The following is a 16,925-nucleotide window of genomic DNA, read 5'->3' as shown; positions in this document are numbered from 1 at the left end:
CCGATACAAAGTGTCGGGGGTGGCCAATGACCACCACTTCCGTGCCCCTAGAGGCAAGCGGTCTGTCCGCCGTCCACCGAAACGACTGAGCCCGTCATGAAGCTGGCGTCATCGCTGAGCAGAAAGACGATTGCCGCCGCAATTTCTTCGGGATAACCGATTCGACCAATTGGATGTTTTGCGTTGATCGATGCAGCCTTCACCGGGTCGTTCATCATGTAGTCGGTGAGCGGTGTTCTGGTCATTCCGGGGGCCACCGCATTGACGCGTATCCCTAACGGTCCCAACTCTGGGCACATCGATTTCGTGATTCCGGAGATCGCGAACTTAGACGCGACGTACGAGAGCCGGTTCGGCACACCGAGAATGCCTGCCCCTGAGGAGATATTCACGATCGCCCGCGGTCCCTGGGCGTCCTTCACGGCCAGCACGAAGGCCTGGCACATGTTTATAGTGCCGTCAAGATTCACAGACATGATCTTGCGATGCGCCTCAGGGTCAAGGTCGACGATTGTTCCTGCACCGGTGATCCCGGCGCAATTGACGAGCCCATTGATACCGCCGAGCTTCTGTCGCGTGGTGTCGAGAAGATTCACGGCTGCGGCGTGATCGCAGACATCCAGCACCGCTCCGTGCACGCGGTCTGCGTTGGACACGTTGGCGATTGCCGCGTCGACCGCCTCCTGCGTCACGTCCACGACGACAACTGTCGCACCCTCGTCGATCAACCGAGCCGAGGTCGCAGCACCAATTCCGCTACCCGCGCCTGTCACAACGACAGTCCGGCCTTCAAATCGCAACATCACTCAATCTCCTACTGATCGGCAGAGGCGCTCAAGCTCACACCTGACATTGGATGTGATGAGACGCACTTTCGTACATGAAAGAGCGTTTCATATATAGAGAATGCCGTCAAGGCCCGGAAACCCACCGGCTGGGGCGGTCGCTTCAGATCGAGAACCACGACCAGCGCGAGCAGGTCGACTGGGCAGCGGTTCCGTGCTTGCCCGCGCTGGCGTTGTAGCGCAGCTCGTTTCGGCTAAGCCGTCGGGGTCGACAGCAATCGGCGAGTTCTCTTGGGGTTGGCATAAACCGACTTCGGTCAGGCAACGATGACGAAGCGGTTATGCGCCTGAACCACATCGAGGACCATCGGTGAAGTCCGGTATTCACCCCAGCCCGAGTTACACGGCCTCGCTGACATTTCAAGCTGTCTCTCAACGCGAAGAATCCACAGCACCGACCGGCGACGGCCGCAAAGCCTCGGTCCGGGGTACGCATGCGGGCGAACCGGATCCGTTCTGCCCCCACTCCCCCGGGAACACAGCGCAGCTACGGGCGGACTCGAGCGGCGGGCGCAACGTGCCTGATATCTGCGAATATGCGTGTTGATTCACCCGGGTTTCTCACATCAGGTTCGGATGCCGCTCTGGTCACCGCGTAGCACTGGTGTGCGGCCGCGGTCGACGCCTCGGTCGAGAGGCCGATTCTTGTCGTTCGAGGAACTCGAGTTCATCGCCAACGGCGTCCGGGACGAGTGGACAATGCCCGCCATCGCGCCGCGCCTGGGCCCAGCAGTGCCGATCCTGATTCGAGAATTCGAACAGGACAGCTATTCAGTGGTCCTCACAAGGATCACCGGGCCCAGCGTGCTGCCCGTAAGTCAGTCAACAACCCAAAATCTCGTAGCTGGCATCGACCAGCTGCTTCGGGAACGGGTGCAGGTGCTTCTCGATGGAGAACTCGCCGAGCAGATCTCGGCGACACTGAGGAAGGAAGTTCCGCACTCGGCGAAGGTGCGTGCATCGCACGAAACGATCTACCGAACCCGCTATGGTCAAAGTGAAGCCGGCCGCCCAAGGAGCTGCGCAGGCAATCCCCTGACGGGCGAACCTGTGAAACTTACGCACGTGCGTATCACCGAGCGCGAATCCCGCGGACGCTCAACATCTCCGACCAGCCTGCCGATGTCGCCGATCGAAGCGTTCCCGGCCGCTAGGAGGATGATCTGATCATCGAGACCAAGGGCGGGTCGACGATCTGGACGTTTGGTCGAGCGGACGTTTCAAGTGGTGATGTTTGTGTATTGCCCATCGCTTATTCGGCGTCGTGGGTCAATGATGCGATGAGGGCAAAGATCGGGAACCGCCTGCGAACCTGGACCCTTCGCTTGACAGGGATCAGGGTCGGGGAGATGGCCAGATATGCCGAGATCAAAATCGCCACGGGAGCGCAGATCCAGTTCTGCGATCCGCACTCCCCGTGGCAGAGGGGCACCCACGAGAACACCAACGGTCTGCTCCGTCAGTACGTCAAAAAGGTACAGACCTGTCAGCGCACGACCCCGAGCGATCCGACGTGGTCGCGGTCCTACTGAGCCCCGCACCCGCGCAGCCCTGGGATGGGCTACTCCGTTCGAGGAGCAGGAGACGAGGGCTCGTTGCGACCACCACATGAACGCGTCGCGCTTCCCGCACCAGATCGACGCGCCGGTCGTCAGTGAATTATCGGACAAAGCTTTCGCTGAAGAATTGTGAAATCTTGTCGAACGGGATGAGGTCTGTGCGATCGTAAAAGTCGATGTGTCGAGCGCCAGGGACCACGAGAAGCTCCTTCGGCTCGGCAGCCTGCTCGTAGACTGTGTCACTGAAGTATCGAGAGTGAGCATGCTCGCCTGTGATCAGCAGGATCGGCCGCGGCGAGATGTCCGGCAAATGAGCCAACGCGCCAAAGTTGATGTGCGAGGGACTACTTGTGACAGTGAATCCGCCGATCGATCGAGGGTGGCGACCGCGGTCGGTCACGTAGTACTCGTGGAATTCCGCCGTGACCGGATCGACGGCGTCGGGATTGAACTCGGAGGGAAAGACCGGCGTCAGCGCCGGCTCACCTGAATCTACGTCCAACCAGCGCTGCGCGGCGATGGCTTGCAGTGCTGCCCGACGCTCCTGGTCGGTTTGGGAGTCGAGCCATCCGCCTCGCGCGATGCGGTTGATGTCGTACAACGCGGAGGCTGCAACGGCTTTGATTCGAGGGTCGACCTGGGCTGCGTTCAGCGCGAAGCCTCCACTTCCGCAAATGCCGACAGCACCGATTCGGTTGCGATCGACGTAGCCGAGCGATCCCAGATAGTCGACTCCTGCACTGAAATCCTCAGCAAAGATTTCGGCCGACGACGCGTGCCGTGATTCACCGCCGCTTTCCCCATTGAAGGAGGGATCGAATGCAAGGGCGACGAACCCGCGTCTGGCGAGTTCATTGGCGTACACACCGGGGCTCTGCTCTTTCACTCCACCGTAAGGCGGTCCGATCACGATTGCCGATTGCGGAACCGACCTGTCGACGTCCTTTGGCGTGTACAGGTCGGCGGCGATGACGATCCCGTATCGGTTCTTGTACCGAACGGGAGTTCGCGTGACCTCGGTCGATGGAGAGAACGTGAGATCGCCTTCTTCTTGTGCCATGGCGACTAGAGCTCCTTCTTGATCGGGTTCCGATCAGCCAGGCCCGACTGACCAGCGATAGTGAACGTGCAAGCGTGGTTTCGAGTGGGGAGGCAGGCCTGGACTACGGGGGGGTGCCCGACACGCCCCGCTGATACGAAGCTCGCCGTGTTGTGGACAGGTGGACGAGGTAGAAAACAGATTTGCCGTGCAGAGCTTTCTGACGACACGGCGGGCTCGTTTAGGCTCCGAGGACGTTGACTCCGTGCTGGTGCGGGGCTACGCCGCGACGAGGTCGCAGTCTCGACTGGGGTGAGGATCGAGTGGCAGAGCCGGCTGGAAAGTGCACACATCAACAGTATTTCGGATGAAGCAGATGTCTACCGATCTATGAAGTTGACACCAATATCCCGACAGAATTCCTCGCCGAGGCGGACCGTTATTAGTTCACGGCGTCCGCATCATCCCTGCGGACCGCTCCGGATTGCTTGACATCGATTGTCCACGTTCCAGACGCATACGAACCTACCCGCACATGATCATCGTCCAGGACCAGAATTTCCCCGCCTTGCATTAGGCGAACGAGGTATGTCATCGGGTAGCAGTCTGCTGCCCCATCGCTGATCACGTGGATACAGCTGCGGTTCGAACCCGAGTCGTAACGCCCTGAGACCTGACAGACTTCTGCGATCGCTCCTCTCGTGTACGTGGTCATTCAGCTGCTTTCGAGATCGTGTGAGTATCGGCTGACGGTCGGAGATCGGACTTCCAAAAACGACCTCGGACCAATTTGACAGCTTTCCCAGAGCCAAGTCCAGTATCGAAAGGCAATATGACTTATAGGCAAAGAGAGTAACTTCTCCCTGACGTCGCTCTCCGCGCGGTGCTGCAGGATAGAGTCCGCTCTGCAACGGCAGCCTCACCTTGCGTCCGAAGGGGGTGGGACCATCGGACCGAGGTCTCCATCGGGAGCCACATCCAGGTCCATCAGCACTGGGGCGTGGTCGCTGGGTCGTGATCCTTTTCGGGCACCGCGATCCACCCAGGCCGCACACACGCGTTGTGCCACAGGAGCACCCGACAGGATGATGTCGTAACGCACCCCAAGATTCCTGTGAAACATTCCGGCTCGATAATCCCAATAGGTGAACACGCGCTCGTCAGGCCACCGCTGACGTACCACATCGTGCAACCCCAAAGACGTCAGCCGCAGAGCCACAGCGGCTTCTTCTTCGGTAGCCGCCACGCCGACCTCGAAGGCCTCGGGTCCGTACACATCAAGCAGAGACGGCGAGACATTCAGGTTGCCTGCCAGCACCACCGTATCCGGACCAGTTGCAACCAGTTCGCACAAGGCAGCCAGCCATTCGAGCCTGTAACGTTGATTGGGAGACGCATCGCCAGGCCCACTGGGAACGTACAGAGAATGAAAGCTCACCCCGGCACACGTAGCCATGACGGCCCTCCCTTGCGAACCCGCCAATCCGGATGCAACGTCATCGAGTCCGACACGAGAGAGGAGCGCTACGCCGTTCCGCCCACCCTCCCCTGTATGCGAGTACTCGTATCCACGTTCGGACAAATCGACGTCGAGCAAATTTGCAAAGTCAGTATCCGAGACCTTGGTTTCCTGCAAACAAACTACATCGGGTCGCCGCAAATCGAGCCAATCGACGAACTGCGTTCGTCGTTGCCTGATGGAATTGACGTTCCATGTGCTCACACGAATTTCTGTTCACCTCACCAAAGTTGCATTGCCGTCTTCTCTTCGAGTTGATGGGTGAACCCTAGTGCACTTTCGCATCCGACAATTGATCCATCACCGAGCGGACTGCCCAGATTCATTCGACACACGTCGTACCGCGACGAGAATCGTGGTCGGTACCGATCCGAGGGCCGAACCGTCCACGACTGAAACCCAGGCGGATAGCTGCCCGATGCCGCCGAACACAGCCTTCGCAACGCTGCACGTCGTTGTCGACGGCACCAAACCGACCACCGGCACTCGTTACACGTACGCCTAGACGCAACTATCTTCTGCTCCGTCATGGTCTTGACCCGAGACGGCATACCCGTATTAGCTGATTCCAGCTCGAGTCCCCAGTCCACGCTAAGCGATGCGTTTCGCTACGGCGTCTGGCCATTGGAACACGAAGTACAGGGCACCCCGCGCCAGGGCTGGTTGGACGCGTGGGACAGTCTCTGTCATCGAGTACCAGCTCGAGATCTCGAGGCACCGTGGTCGCGGGCAAGAGCTTCTGCATCAGTCTGAATTGCTGAGATCAATAAGCGGTATCGAGTTTCGATATTGGACTTGACTCGCCGGATGGTGGATAAAGAAGGCGTATCTGTGACAGCACCTACCACTGCAGCGGATGCGCACAGTAGAGACCTCGACGGTTTCCTGATTCGGCGAATGCTCGACAGCCGTATCCCCGTCCCGGATATGAAAGGACACCACAATTCTCGCATCTGACACGCCCGAGCTCACCCCTGCTCTCGCGCAGCGCATCCACAGACACCACGTCGTCATCATCGGCTCCGGGTTCGGTGGATTGTTCGCGGCGAAACAGTTGCGTAAGGCCAATGTGGACGTCACTCTCATCGCGAAGACCACCCACCACCTTTTTCAGCCCCTGCTCTATCAGGTGGCCACCGGCATCCTCTCGGAGGGCGAGATCGCTCCATCGACACGGCTGATCCTCAAGAACCAGCACAACGCGTCGGTCGTCCTCGGCGACGTCACCACCATCGACATCAAGAACAAGGCCGTCACCTCACGCTTCCTCGAGCGGACTACCGTCACCGAGTACGACAGCATCATCGTCGCCGCGGGCGCGGGCCAGTCTTACTTCGGCAACGACCACTTCGCCGAGTACGCACCCGGAATGAAGACCATCGACGACGCCCTCGAACTACGCGGACGCATCCTCGGCGCATTCGATCAAGCCGAAGCCGCCACCGATCCAGCCGAGATCGAAAGGCTGCTCACCTTCGTCGTCGTCGGTGCCGGACCTACCGGAGTCGAAATGGCAGGCCAGATCGCCGAACTCGCACACAAGACCCTCGACGGCACCTACCGCCACATCGACAGCCGCAACGCGCGCATCATTCTGCTCGACGCGGCCCCGAAGGTGTTGCCGCCGTTCGCCGATTCCCTCGGTCAGGCCGCCGCGAAGCGGCTGTCCAAGATGGGCGTGGACATTCAGCTCGGGGCGATGGTCGTCGATGTCGACGCCGACGGTCTGTCCGTCAAGGACGCCGACGGAACGATCCGACGCATCTCGGCGCGCACCAAGGTGTGGTCTGCCGGTGTTGCCGCCAGCCCCCTCGGCAAGCAACTCGCCGATCAGTCTGGAGCCGAGGTCGACCGTGCCGGGCGCGTGCTGGTGGGCAAGGACCTCACGCTTCCCGGTCATCCAGAGGTGTTCGTGGTCGGCGACATGATGAGTCTCGACAAGCTCCCCGGTGTCGCGCAGGTTGCTATTCAGGGCGGACGTTATGCTGCACGGGTCATCGAAGATGGCGTCGAAGCTGTACGGGCGGGCCGAAAAGTGCCTGCGCGCAGTGACTTCAAGTACTTCGACAAGGGCTCGATGGCCACGGTGTCTCGTTTCAGCGCCGTCGCGCAAGTCGGTCCGATCAAGATCACCGGGTTCATCGCCTGGGTCATGTGGCTTCTCGTCCACTTGCTTTACATCGTCGGCTTCCGCAGCCGACTGACCACCGTGATCTCCTGGCTGACGGCGTTCTTCTCCAAGGGGCGAGGTCAGCTCGCAGTGACCGAACAGCAGGTCGAGGCGAGGGCAGCAATGGTCTACTTCAACGCGCCGAATACGAGCGATGCAGGCATCGCAGTTACTGCACCGGAACCAGCGCTCGCCGCGCACACACTGCAAGCGACCCGCGCGTAACCAATAGAAACACGCACGATTCCGCCGAATGCAGTACTGCAAGCTCTAGGAAGAGGTAAAGCATTCGCCTTGATCGGTCGGACTTCGCACATTTCTGATCGATTTTATGAAACTATGACCCGAAAGAGTAAACATGCTCCTGAAATCAGACAGAGCTATTTTGGATTTCGCTTTAAAGTGGCTCCCGTGGGGAGGGGGGTCTGACGAAGACATTATGGTCGGATTCGGACTATCGGCTGTGCAATTCTACTCACGCTTGCAGGCGTTTCTTGATTCCGGAGCGCGTCCGCAAGATTTGAACGAGACAAACGTGGTCGAATTATATCGACTGTGCAATTCACATCTTGCACAGGTTCGACGCCTGCGAAAGTAAGTCGATTCAGCACTCACCAGATCTCGCACAATATTTCACAGTGGGCTCTTTGCCTCCTTGCACACACTACATGCGTTGCGTCGGAACGTGCCCTCGTCGGTTTTTCTCGAACGGCAGCTTGGACGACACGGCCAATAACATCTTAGTCAATTCCGTGGGTACCAGATTTTTTGACCGTCCGCCCCTCGCGAACAAAGATCCGGCCAAGCTCGATGCTGCGGCTGCAATCCAGCCGCTAGGTCGATTGGCTCGATCAATGGCGACAGCATCCATGATCGCCTTCCTGTGCATTTCAGCGGTGGCCTTGGCAACCTGGGGCACATGTTCCCGTCGACGGTGATACCTGCACCGCTGACTTCATTGCGGACATATGCCGGCCTAAATGAACTCGCTCAAACAATATTTCGTTCCTACATTTCTACAAACTCGCTCTACTCAGAAAGCAACCCTATGACCGCTGATCCAAGAATTACCAGACACACCAAAGTCGGCGTCCTCCGCGAATCATCGGACGGTGAACGCCGTGTGGCTCTGGTTCCCAAGATTGTTGGCTCCTTGATCGGCAGGGGTGTGGCGGTTGTTGTCGAGTCGGGGGCCGGCCTGTCCGCCCTCATTCCGGATCAGTTGTACGTCGAAGCAGGAGCCGAGATCGGCGACCCGTGGTCTGCCGACGTGGTGGTGAAAGTTGCCCCTCCCACCGACGCCGAAATAGCGAAATTGTCGCCGGGTACGACGTTGATCGGCTTCCTCGCACCTCGTAACGCCGACAACAAGATCGAGGCGCTCGCCGCAGCAGGAGTGCAGGCATTCGCCATCGAGGCAATTCCGCGTATCTCTCGCGCCCAGGTGATGGACGCGTTGTCCTCGCAAGCGAACGTCGCGGGTTACAAGTCCGTGATTCTGGCGGCGTCGGAGTCCACTCGGTTCTTCCCGATGCTCACCACTGCCGCGGGCACGGTGAAGCCGGCGACAGTTCTCGTACTCGGCGTCGGTGTCGCCGGTCTGCAGGCGCTGGCCACGGCGAAGCGTCTCGGAGGTCGACCGACCGGGTACGACGTACGTCCCGAGGTCGCCGATCAGGTGCGTTCGGTGGGTGCTCAGTGGCTCGATCTCGGCATCGATGCCGCTGGCGAAGGGGGATATGCGCGTGAACTCACCGAAGACGAGCGCGCCCAGCAGCAGAAAGCGCTCGAAGAGGCCATCAAGGGCTTCGATGTCGTCATCACCACCGCATTGGTGCCGGGTCGTCCCGCCCCTCGTCTGGTCACTGCCGCAGCTGTCGAGGGCATGAAGCCCGGCAGCGTGGTCGTCGACCTCGCAGGTGAAACCGGCGGCAACTGCGAGCTGACCGAACCGGGCCAGACCGTCGTCAAGCACGACGTCACGATCGCCTCGCCGCTGAACCTGCCCTCAACGATGCCCGAGCACGCAAGCGAGCTGTACTCGAAGAACGTATCTGCACTGCTCGAGTTGCTGCTCGACGAGAACGGTGCCCTCGCACCCGACTTCTCCGACGAGGTCATAGCACAGTCCTGTGTGACCAGAGCGGAACCGGACGAGCAAAGCGAGACCGCAAATGCTGGGTGAAGTGACTTCTCTCGGACGTCCCGCGAACGCAATGGCCGACCGGTTGACGTCACTTGTCGGCCACCTCGTTTCTGCCCTCAGCAAGCCCCTCGAAGCTCGGCATCTCAGCCTCGAATTGGACGCGGCATCGCGTTCCCTGATTCCGGACAGTGAGTATTGATGTACACCCCTCTTCTCGCGAACATCGCGATTCTTGTGCTGGCCGGCTTCGTCGGCTTCGCGGTCATCTCCAAAGTTCCCAACACTCTGCACACGCCGTTGATGTCGGGCACCAACGCCATTCACGGCATCGTCGTGCTCGGCGCGCTCATCGTCCTCGGTCGCTTGCCGGAGGACGCGTCGTGGGGCGTGCGCATCATTGCGTTCGTCGCGCTGATCTTCGGCACGCTCAACGTCGTCGGCGGGTTCCTGGTCACCGATCGGATGCTCAGCATGTTCAAGTCCAAGCCTTTGTCCGTCAAAGCAGCGAAGGGTGCCGACTCCTGATGAACAACCTTGTCAACATTCTCTACGTGGTCGCCTTCGGCATGTTCATCTACGGCCTGATGGGTCTGACCGGTCCGAAGACCGCCGTGCGCGGCAACTGGATCGCCGCCGTCGGTATGGGAACCGCTGTGATCGCAACGCTGATCGAGGTGCGCGACGCCGCCGCGATCAACTGGATCCTCATCGCCGCGGGCCTGGCGATCGGTGTGCTCCTCGGAGTTCCACCGGCCAAGCGCACCAAGATGACGGCAATGCCGCAGCTAGTGGCACTGTTCAACGGTGTCGGCGGCGGTACAGTGGCGTTGATCGCGTGGGCCGAGTTCATCGAGACCGACGGATTCTCGGCATTCCAGCACGGTGAAGAACCGACGGTCCACATCGTCGTCGGATCTTTGTTCGCTGCCGTGATCGGTTCGGTGTCGTTCTGGGGCTCGCTGGTGGCGTTCCTCAAGTTGCAGGAACTGCTCAACAAGAACGTGGAAAAGGCGTTCGTCAAGAACGCACGAACCTTCCAGCTGACCAACATCGTCCTGCTGATACTCGCCGTGGCGGTCGCGATCTACATAGGAATCGAATCCACCCCGGGTCATGGCACCTCGGTCCTGTTCATCGTGCTGCTGCTCGTCGCTGCCGGTCTGATGGGCCTGTTCGTGGTCTTTCCGATCGGCGGCGCCGATATGCCAGTGGTGATCTCGCTGCTCAACGCTCTGACAGGTCTCTCCGCTGCGGCTGCCGGTCTCGCACTCGACAACACAGCGATGATCGTGGCAGGCATGATCGTCGGTGCCTCGGGCTCGATCCTGACCAACCTGATGGCAACAGCAATGAACCGGTCCATTCCGGCGATCGTGTTCGGATCGTTTGGAGGCGGCGGTGCCGACGCCGCTATCGGAGCAGACGCATCCGGCGGCGTCGTCAAAGCAACGTCAGCAGCGGATGCAGCGATCCAGATGGCCTACGCCTCGCAGGTCATCGTCGTCCCCGGTTACGGCCTTGCCGTCGCGCAGGCCCAGCACGCAGTCAAGGACATGGCGGCAATCCTCGAAAGCAAGGGCGTTGAGGTGAAATACGCCATCCACCCCGTAGCGGGCCGTATGCCAGGGCACATGAACGTGCTCTTGGCCGAAGCCGACGTCGACTACGACGCGATGAAAGAAATGGACGACATCAACGGCGAGTTCTCACGCACCGACGTCACCATGGTGATCGGTGCCAACGACGTCACCAACCCGGCCGCGCGCAACGACCCGTCCAGCCCGATCCATGGCATGCCAATCCTGAACGTCGACGAGTCGCGCTCGGTGATTGTGCTCAAGCGCTCGATGAGCTCCGGCTACGCGGGCATCGACAACCCGCTGTTCACCGCCGACCGCACCTCCATGCTGTTCGGCGACGCCAAGAAGTCGGTCAACTCTGTCATCGAGGAGCTCAAAGCGCTCTAAACACCATTGCTGTAAGTGAATGCGGACCGGCTATCTCTTCGAGGTGCTAGACCACTCCGCAGAGATACCCGAAAGGTGATGACGCGACTTTGAGCACGAAGGGTAAGTGGTTATGGCGAACGGCACCGTGAAGTGGTTCAACGGGGAGAGGGGCTTCGGCGTCATCGAGCAGGAGGGTGGCGGATCCGATGTGTTCGTCCATTACTCCGAGATCGAGGGGCAAGGTTTTCGCAACCTGGATGAAGGTCAGCGCGTGGAGTTCGAGATCGGTCAGGGCATCAAACGCCCGCAAGCAACTGGCGTTCGCAGCCTCTAATAACGCGGAACACGCACGAGGGCAACCGCATCGAATGATTGGGCACGCACGTGGCCGCACCCAATCCGTCCTGAGCGGCAGCACCATGGCGGCTGTCAGATCGTTACCAACGGGCAACTCCTGCAGACACTCGCATTCCCGTGTAAGCCACTCGCGCGTCACTGTCTCTTTCGTTTCCGGGTGTGTGAACACATCAGCATGCCACGGCGGGCGGTAACCGCAGGTAGTGATCTCGCATGGCTTGTCGGCAGAGTCGAAGGCGAGCAGGTCGATCGAGGCAACAGTGGCGCTGAACTGGTGTTCGGTCCCTCCTCGGGCTTCTTGCGCTGGCTGCCGAGGCGATTACAGAGCCGGTCCGATACTGGATACAGACCGTTATACAGACCAGCTGGTTGCTAGCGCGGCTGCGGACAGTTCGTTACTGTGCCTAGTTACCAAGGGCAGCGAGGTGCGGGAGGCGCGGTTAGATGCCAGGGGAATGGAGAGCAGCGGTCACCGGCGCAAGTTCTGGGGTCGGCCGCGAAATTGCGTTGCAGCTCGCAAGCCGGAACTGGTCTCTTTCCCTCGCAGACAAGAACTTCGACGCCCTCCTGGACGTCCAGTCACAGTGTGCGGCTACCACCAACGTCACACACGTGACCCGTCTAGACGTCGCCGACCGGTCTGAAATCGACTCGTGGGCAGCGTCTTCACGCTCCGCCTTAGGCGATATCGATGCGGTCTTCAACGTCGCGGGCATCCTTTACAGCGGCGACGTGATCGACACTCCCCCAGCTGACTTCGATCTCGTGATGGCAACCAACTTCGAGAGCGTGGTGAACAGCTCTCGCGCCTTTCTGCCGGATATTATGAAGTCACGTCGAGGTCGAATCATCAACGTGTCGTCCGCCTTCGGTGTCATGTCTGCACCCGGCTACTCGGCGTATAACTCATCCAAATTTGCCGTACGAGGTTTCACCGAGGCCCTCAACCAAGAGCTGCGGCTCGCATCACGAACAGCCCGTGCGACATGTGTCATCCCTGGTGGACTCAAGACGTCGATCGCGCGGACGGGACGGGCGGCACCCGGAGTTGATCAGGCGCGGACTGCCGAACTATTCGATAACCACGTAGCTCGAACCACTCCTGAAGTGGCCGCCCGCAAGATTATCGCAGGTGCGTGGAAGGGAAAATCGCAGGTGACAATTGGGAATGACGCTCGCCTCATCGACGTGACCACGCGCGCGCTCGGCCCTCATTACCAACACCTGCTACCTGCGCTCCAAGCACTGCGGCGGCTCTGACAATCCGACACCAATAGCCAATCCATTCACCAGACCTGCGGGGGTCGGTCAACTATGTCGAATAGCTGGATCCTGATAGAGACGTTCGGAAACGAAGGGCCGTCGGTCATCGGAGTTGGGTCTTCGCCCAAGTCCTTTGTCTCACCTCGCAATGTTCTACGCAGCTCCGCCAGCCGCAACGAGGCAATGGCCGCGGTAGCGGAGGCGCTTTCCACAGGGGCCGTGGTGGATCGGCTGTCCAAAGAACGATTCAGGCGAGTACTGGCCGAACCACTACAAACGTTTGCCGGCCGTACACATGGTGCGTGGGTGTGGCTCGGCCCGCGCGACGAGACTCCACCCCAACGAGACGCCGCCGGGGCGTGGCAATTCAACCTCACCAAGAGCACCGCAAGTGGTAGCGACGACCTGCTCGATCTCTACCGCGTTCCGCAAGACGAGCGCGAAACCCAGCGTGCACTCGCCGGAGCGTTCACCCGACTTGTCACCAACCGTGACGAGAGCGAAGCAATGGCCAAGATCGTGCAATCAGCGCCGGGCACCACTCACCAAGCGGTCTGGACAGTCAGGCGGGACGACGGTGAACTCCGCGCCGCGCACTTCTCGTGCCGGATGATTGCCGAAGACGGGGTTTCGGGCACCGAAGTGATCCTGAGGGGTATCACCCACGACATCGGCCCCGCAGGGGAAATCAGTATCGCTCCCCCACCTACGATTCTCGAGCATCGCGTTCTGGAGGCTTCCACCAAGGAGGGCGAGTACCGCGCACTGGTCAACCTCAGAACTCTCAACCTGTTGCGCTGGTACAACTCTGACCCCGCACCGAATATCTGCTGGGAGAACCTTCCGGATGAACCGTTACCGGCGATTCATCCGGACGACGTACCAATTGCGAAGCAAATGTCGAACGCACTCGCACGCGAACGCACCAACGGCGTGCTTCGCTTCAGGACTCTCGACGGAAATTGGAAGCCAATGACAGTCGACGCGGTTTTGGTCTCGCTCGATCAGCACACCACAGCCGCGCTCGTCACTCTGACCGAATTGTCCGAGGAGTAAATAAGTTCGCGGATACGGACGAATCCACATAGCCCGTTTTGGACTCCGAGCGGTCGAAGTACACGCGCATAGATTCAGTTTTATAGTTGCGTCTTTTACAAGGATTGCGCGCGTGTCGTGCGGGCATCGCGGGTTCGACTCCACGCAGCCGCCACCGTCCGAATCGACACCCCATATGCATCGGCGAACAGTTCGATGCGCTCCTCGTTCTCGGGCTTGCGCCCACGTTCGATGTCAGCGAGAACGGTAGTCGACATCCCAAGCAGCTGCGCAGCGTCGCCTTGAGACAGCGCCGCGTGCACCCTCAAGTCGGACAGTTTGAGCTGGGACTCCGGGATCGGAACCAGCGCCGCGACCGACGTATGCAGGGCGTTCGCGATCCGGCCAAGCGTCGCAGGCGGTGGCGTCGAGCGCCCCGTCTCCCAGGTCGATACCGCCTGCCTCGTTGCACCCACTTTCGCCGCGAGGTCGTCAGCACTGAACCCCGCCCGTACCCTTAGCTCACGCAACCGGTCGGCGCGAAACCCACGAACTCCGCTTCGCGGCACTGTCCCCAACTCCCTGTCGATCATTCAAGACGGTCCCATCTTCCTCGATCCGGCGTGACCTTGAACTCTTGTGCGTTTTATAGTTGCGCGTTACAGTTGCTACCATGCACCCATTCGATTTCGGTTCTACGAAGCTGAACCAATTGCGCGGTGCACCGAACCTGTTCTACAGTCCTGATGCGCGCCCAAAAGGGATTCCTCGGTGCTTGTCCATCTCGGCACTGCTTGTAGCGCGGGACATCAGGTCGGTCTGTTCACAGAATCCGTCCAATCATTCCTGTCGGGAGTTCCACATGTTCGCGTCGCTCGCCCTTGCCGCATCGCAGTTGCCGTCGACGGCTGAGACCAGCAATTACCATCGTCGAACTTCAGCGCTGGGCCATGACGGACGAGGTGCGACGGCAGGTGCATTCAGCCGACATTGCCGCTTTCGCCGAAGTTACGGGGACGAATCAAAGTGAGTGCCGCACGGGATGCGATGGTGCCAAATCTTCTCTCACTGAGTGAGTTCTGCGCATCAATTGTCGTAAATCGGACACACGGCGACCTGATTGCATGCTCGCTCGACCATGGGCATTCCGGTCGCCATCAATACATCGGTGACGACGGAGCCCTGCTAGCCGAGTGGGGTCCATCCGCATCATGCAATAAGCGGTCCACTCCTACCCCTAAGCCGTAGACCTGGCAGCTCGGACTGCAACCCGACCCGAGTGGGCTTTCGCTGATAGTCCCACTCGTGAGCTACAGGAGCTCCCCCGCGCCCTGTAGCTCGACCGGTGGACCGGCGCGAGGGTCGCGCAGCGAGCGCATTTCATCATGTTCAGCGCTGCGCGGCCCCGCCGGGACATCACCCCTCGAACTCACACCTGTTCGCACAGAAAGGATTCCGATACCCGATGTGGATTTTTCAGCAGCCGTGGTTCTGGTCGGTGGTCTTCGGCTGGCTCTGAGCCTCTAGCACGTGATGGGTGCGTGCGACTGGCCCACAACCTATGGATCGCACGCACCCATCCACTTCTCTCGACCGACTTACCTAAAACCAAGTGTCGCCAGAACGGTTGCTCCGCAATCGCATTCACCAGCACGACCCGATCGCCGGGTCGCACCAGGAAGGGATCGACACCAATGCCAGCATCACAGGGCACCGGACACCACCGCCCATCGAAGAAGCGAGGGCGGGTGATCAAATCGCTGCCCGCCGTGGCCGCGGTGACGATCGCCGGCCTGACCATGCAGGCCGCTCCCGCGCAGGCTGCACCATCTCAGCCGGGAGTTACCAGTCCTCGAGGATCACAACCGGGGGTCACGAGCACACCGCAGACGGCACCGGTCACCCCGCCGCCGCCAGCTCCGAAACCGCGTGAGTACTTGGACGGCTACCAGCCCTCACCACAGGTGCAGCAAACCCCGTCGCGTAGCTACGACGACTACCTGGCCGGTAACCAGCAGTCCTCGAACTACCAGAACACCTACTACGAAGCCCCCGCTTCGCAGGCTGCCCCGAGCGAAGCACCCCCGGCGCTACAGGCGACTCCGCCGCCACCGCCGCCGGTCCCGACGGTGCAGCGCAAGGTCATCGCCCCGATCGAGGCCCCGCCCGGAACCTTCATCGCCGGCGGCACGTTGGTGCCGGTCGATACCAACATCGTCGACCAGAACCTGCTCACACGTACCAACAACACGTTGCAGGCGATACAAGCCGATGGCGGAAACTGGCTCGTGGACAACGGTTTCGCCGACGCGCCCCGCGCCGACCGGATCGCAGCGGGTACCGCGACCGGTGTCATCACCGGTGGCGCTGTCGGCCTCGCGGCATCGGTGGTCCCGGCCGCGGTGATCACCGGCACCGCTGCTGCTATCGGCGGCGGACTCGGATTGGCTGCGACGACCGCGGCTACACCCGCGGTCATCTGGGCCGGGCCGGTGGGGTACATCTTCGTTCCCGGCGCGGCTGCACTTGCCGGTGCCGGCGTCGGTGCTGCCCTGTCGGCACCGATCGTGCTGGGCCTGACCGGCACCGGCGCTGTCATCGGCGGCATCCTCGGTGCCACCGTCCTCGGCGGCGAGCAGCAGATCATCGAAGAGCCGGCCCCCGCCCCGGCGGTTGTTCCCCCGGCCGTCGACAGCGTCCCGGCGATTCCGCCGGCCGCGACAGTCGATCTCCCCGGACCCGTCGGGCAGGTTCGCGACACTCTCGCTGCCGACCCAAACGGCCGCCAGGTTCTCGCGGCGGCCGACACCGCAGTCCAGAACGCGGCTTCGATCGTCGACAAAGCCGTCAACGATGCGTCGGTGTGGACCGCACCGGCGGCCTCGGCAGTGCAGGGCTTCACCTCGAAGGCCCTCGAACAGCCGCAGGTGGCTCAGACCGTCGAGACGGTGCAGTCGGCTGCAGCTCCTCTGGTCGATCAGGCCACTGCCGCTCTCGGCGGCTTGCAGGCGGCGTTCGCACCCGCCTGATTCGCCCTACAGCC

Annotated in this window: 16 protein-coding genes; 12 read left to right on the top strand and 4 right to left on the bottom strand. The window is 60.8% G+C overall.

Annotation, left to right across the window (positions count from 1 at the left end; genetic code table 11):
- Positions 1-47: 47 nt before the first annotated feature.
- A complete protein-coding gene (locus tag CH283_RS25475; RefSeq protein WP_037189051.1) occupies positions 48-803 on the bottom strand; it encodes an SDR family NAD(P)-dependent oxidoreductase in 756 nt (251 codons plus the stop codon).
- A 687-nt stretch (positions 804-1,490) separates the two neighbouring features.
- Between CH283_RS25475 and CH283_RS25470 the strand changes: the two genes are divergently transcribed.
- Both CH283_RS25470 and CH283_RS25465 read left to right on the top strand, forming a co-directional pair.
- On the top strand, positions 1,491-2,012 hold the full coding sequence (locus CH283_RS25470) for a hypothetical protein (protein WP_094639626.1): 522 nt from the start codon (positions 1,491-1,493) through the stop codon (positions 2,010-2,012).
- 182 nt (positions 2,013-2,194) lie between these two features.
- Entirely contained in the window at positions 2,195-2,377 is a 183-nt protein-coding gene (locus tag CH283_RS25465; protein WP_141215357.1) for a hypothetical protein, read from the top strand.
- Positions 2,378-2,504: 127 nt separating this feature from the next.
- Here CH283_RS25465 and CH283_RS25460 read toward each other — a convergent pair whose 3' ends face one another.
- The gene (locus CH283_RS25460; RefSeq protein ID WP_094639624.1) at positions 2,505-3,464 is read right to left on the bottom strand and encodes an alpha/beta hydrolase; all 960 of its coding nucleotides are present in this window, start codon (positions 3,462-3,464) and stop codon (positions 2,505-2,507) included.
- Positions 3,465-4,362: 898 nt separating this feature from the next.
- A complete protein-coding gene (locus CH283_RS25450; RefSeq protein WP_306437448.1) occupies positions 4,363-5,166 on the bottom strand; it encodes an exodeoxyribonuclease III in 804 nt (267 codons plus the stop codon).
- A 739-nt stretch (positions 5,167-5,905) separates the two neighbouring features.
- Here CH283_RS25450 and CH283_RS25445 point away from each other — a divergent pair.
- From CH283_RS25445 to CH283_RS25410, 9 genes are all read left to right on the top strand, one after another.
- Positions 5,906-7,357: an NAD(P)/FAD-dependent oxidoreductase gene (locus CH283_RS25445; RefSeq protein ID WP_094639621.1), complete on the top strand. Its 1,452-nt coding sequence runs from the start codon at positions 5,906-5,908 to the stop codon at positions 7,355-7,357.
- A 133-nt stretch (positions 7,358-7,490) separates the two neighbouring features.
- Positions 7,491-7,730, top strand: coding sequence for a DUF3263 domain-containing protein (locus CH283_RS29095; protein WP_094639620.1), 240 nt, complete (start codon positions 7,491-7,493; stop codon positions 7,728-7,730).
- A gap of 450 nt (positions 7,731-8,180) precedes the next feature.
- Positions 8,181-9,317, top strand: coding sequence for a Re/Si-specific NAD(P)(+) transhydrogenase subunit alpha (locus CH283_RS25435; RefSeq protein WP_094639619.1), 1,137 nt, complete (start codon positions 8,181-8,183; stop codon positions 9,315-9,317).
- A 1-nt stretch (position 9,318) separates the two neighbouring features.
- Positions 9,319-9,477, top strand: coding sequence for a hypothetical protein (locus tag CH283_RS28525; RefSeq protein ID WP_176460558.1), 159 nt, complete (start codon positions 9,319-9,321; stop codon positions 9,475-9,477).
- A complete protein-coding gene (locus CH283_RS25430) occupies positions 9,477-9,803 on the top strand; it encodes an NAD(P) transhydrogenase subunit alpha (protein ID WP_094639618.1) in 327 nt (108 codons plus the stop codon). The genes CH283_RS28525 and CH283_RS25430 overlap by 1 nt, the downstream gene beginning before the upstream one ends.
- A complete protein-coding gene (locus tag CH283_RS25425) occupies positions 9,803-11,245 on the top strand; it encodes an NAD(P)(+) transhydrogenase (Re/Si-specific) subunit beta (RefSeq protein ID WP_094639617.1) in 1,443 nt (480 codons plus the stop codon). The genes CH283_RS25430 and CH283_RS25425 overlap by 1 nt, the downstream gene beginning before the upstream one ends.
- Positions 11,246-11,357: 112 nt before the next feature.
- A complete protein-coding gene (locus CH283_RS25420) occupies positions 11,358-11,561 on the top strand; it encodes a cold-shock protein (protein ID WP_037192129.1) in 204 nt (67 codons plus the stop codon).
- Positions 11,562-12,028: 467 nt separating this feature from the next.
- Positions 12,029-12,844 carry an SDR family NAD(P)-dependent oxidoreductase gene (locus CH283_RS25415; RefSeq protein WP_094639616.1) on the top strand — a complete coding sequence of 272 codons (816 nt, stop codon included), beginning with the start codon at positions 12,029-12,031 and terminating at the stop codon, positions 12,842-12,844.
- 54 nt (positions 12,845-12,898) lie between these two features.
- A complete protein-coding gene (locus CH283_RS25410; protein ID WP_094639615.1) occupies positions 12,899-13,903 on the top strand; it encodes a GAF domain-containing protein in 1,005 nt (334 codons plus the stop codon).
- Between the two features lie 95 nt (positions 13,904-13,998).
- Here CH283_RS25410 and CH283_RS25405 read toward each other — a convergent pair whose 3' ends face one another.
- Positions 13,999-14,475, bottom strand: coding sequence for a helix-turn-helix transcriptional regulator (locus CH283_RS25405; protein ID WP_255183334.1), 477 nt, complete (start codon positions 14,473-14,475; stop codon positions 13,999-14,001).
- Between the two features lie 1,101 nt (positions 14,476-15,576).
- Here CH283_RS25405 and CH283_RS25400 point away from each other — a divergent pair.
- Positions 15,577-16,911 (top strand): hypothetical protein, encoded by a 1,335-nt coding sequence (locus tag CH283_RS25400; protein WP_255183333.1) that lies wholly within the window; start codon positions 15,577-15,579, stop codon positions 16,909-16,911.
- The last annotated feature ends 14 nt before the right edge of the window (positions 16,912-16,925 follow it).

The sequence above is a fragment of the Rhodococcus sp. 05-2254-2 genome (assembly GCF_002259095.1).
In the GTDB taxonomy this organism is placed as follows: domain Bacteria; phylum Actinomycetota; class Actinomycetes; order Mycobacteriales; family Mycobacteriaceae; genus Rhodococcoides.
This window is presented reverse-complemented; position numbering and strand designations above follow the sequence as displayed.

Excerpts from the sequence above, each read along its gene's own strand:
- CH283_RS25475 (WP_037189051.1), bottom strand. The coding sequence starts at position 803 with ATGTTGCGATTTGAAGGCCGGACTGTCGTTGTGACAGGCGCGGGTAGC.
- CH283_RS25465 (WP_141215357.1), top strand. The coding sequence starts at position 2,195 with ATGGCCAGATATGCCGAGATCAAAATCGCCACGGGAGCGCAGATCCAG.
- CH283_RS25460 (WP_094639624.1), bottom strand. The coding sequence starts at position 3,464 with ATGGCACAAGAAGAAGGCGATCTCACGTTCTCTCCATCGACCGAGGTC.
- CH283_RS29095 (WP_094639620.1), top strand. The coding sequence starts at position 7,491 with ATGCTCCTGAAATCAGACAGAGCTATTTTGGATTTCGCTTTAAAGTGG.
- CH283_RS25435 (WP_094639619.1), top strand. The coding sequence starts at position 8,181 with ATGACCGCTGATCCAAGAATTACCAGACACACCAAAGTCGGCGTCCTC.
- CH283_RS25430 (WP_094639618.1), top strand. The coding sequence starts at position 9,477 with ATGTACACCCCTCTTCTCGCGAACATCGCGATTCTTGTGCTGGCCGGC.
- CH283_RS25425 (WP_094639617.1), top strand. The coding sequence starts at position 9,803 with ATGAACAACCTTGTCAACATTCTCTACGTGGTCGCCTTCGGCATGTTC.
- CH283_RS25420 (WP_037192129.1), top strand. The coding sequence starts at position 11,358 with ATGGCGAACGGCACCGTGAAGTGGTTCAACGGGGAGAGGGGCTTCGGC.
- CH283_RS25415 (WP_094639616.1), top strand. The coding sequence starts at position 12,029 with ATGCCAGGGGAATGGAGAGCAGCGGTCACCGGCGCAAGTTCTGGGGTC.
- CH283_RS25410 (WP_094639615.1), top strand. The coding sequence starts at position 12,899 with ATGTCGAATAGCTGGATCCTGATAGAGACGTTCGGAAACGAAGGGCCG.
- CH283_RS25405 (WP_255183334.1), bottom strand. The coding sequence starts at position 14,475 with ATGATCGACAGGGAGTTGGGGACAGTGCCGCGAAGCGGAGTTCGTGGG.
- CH283_RS25400 (WP_255183333.1), top strand. The coding sequence starts at position 15,577 with ATGCCAGCATCACAGGGCACCGGACACCACCGCCCATCGAAGAAGCGA.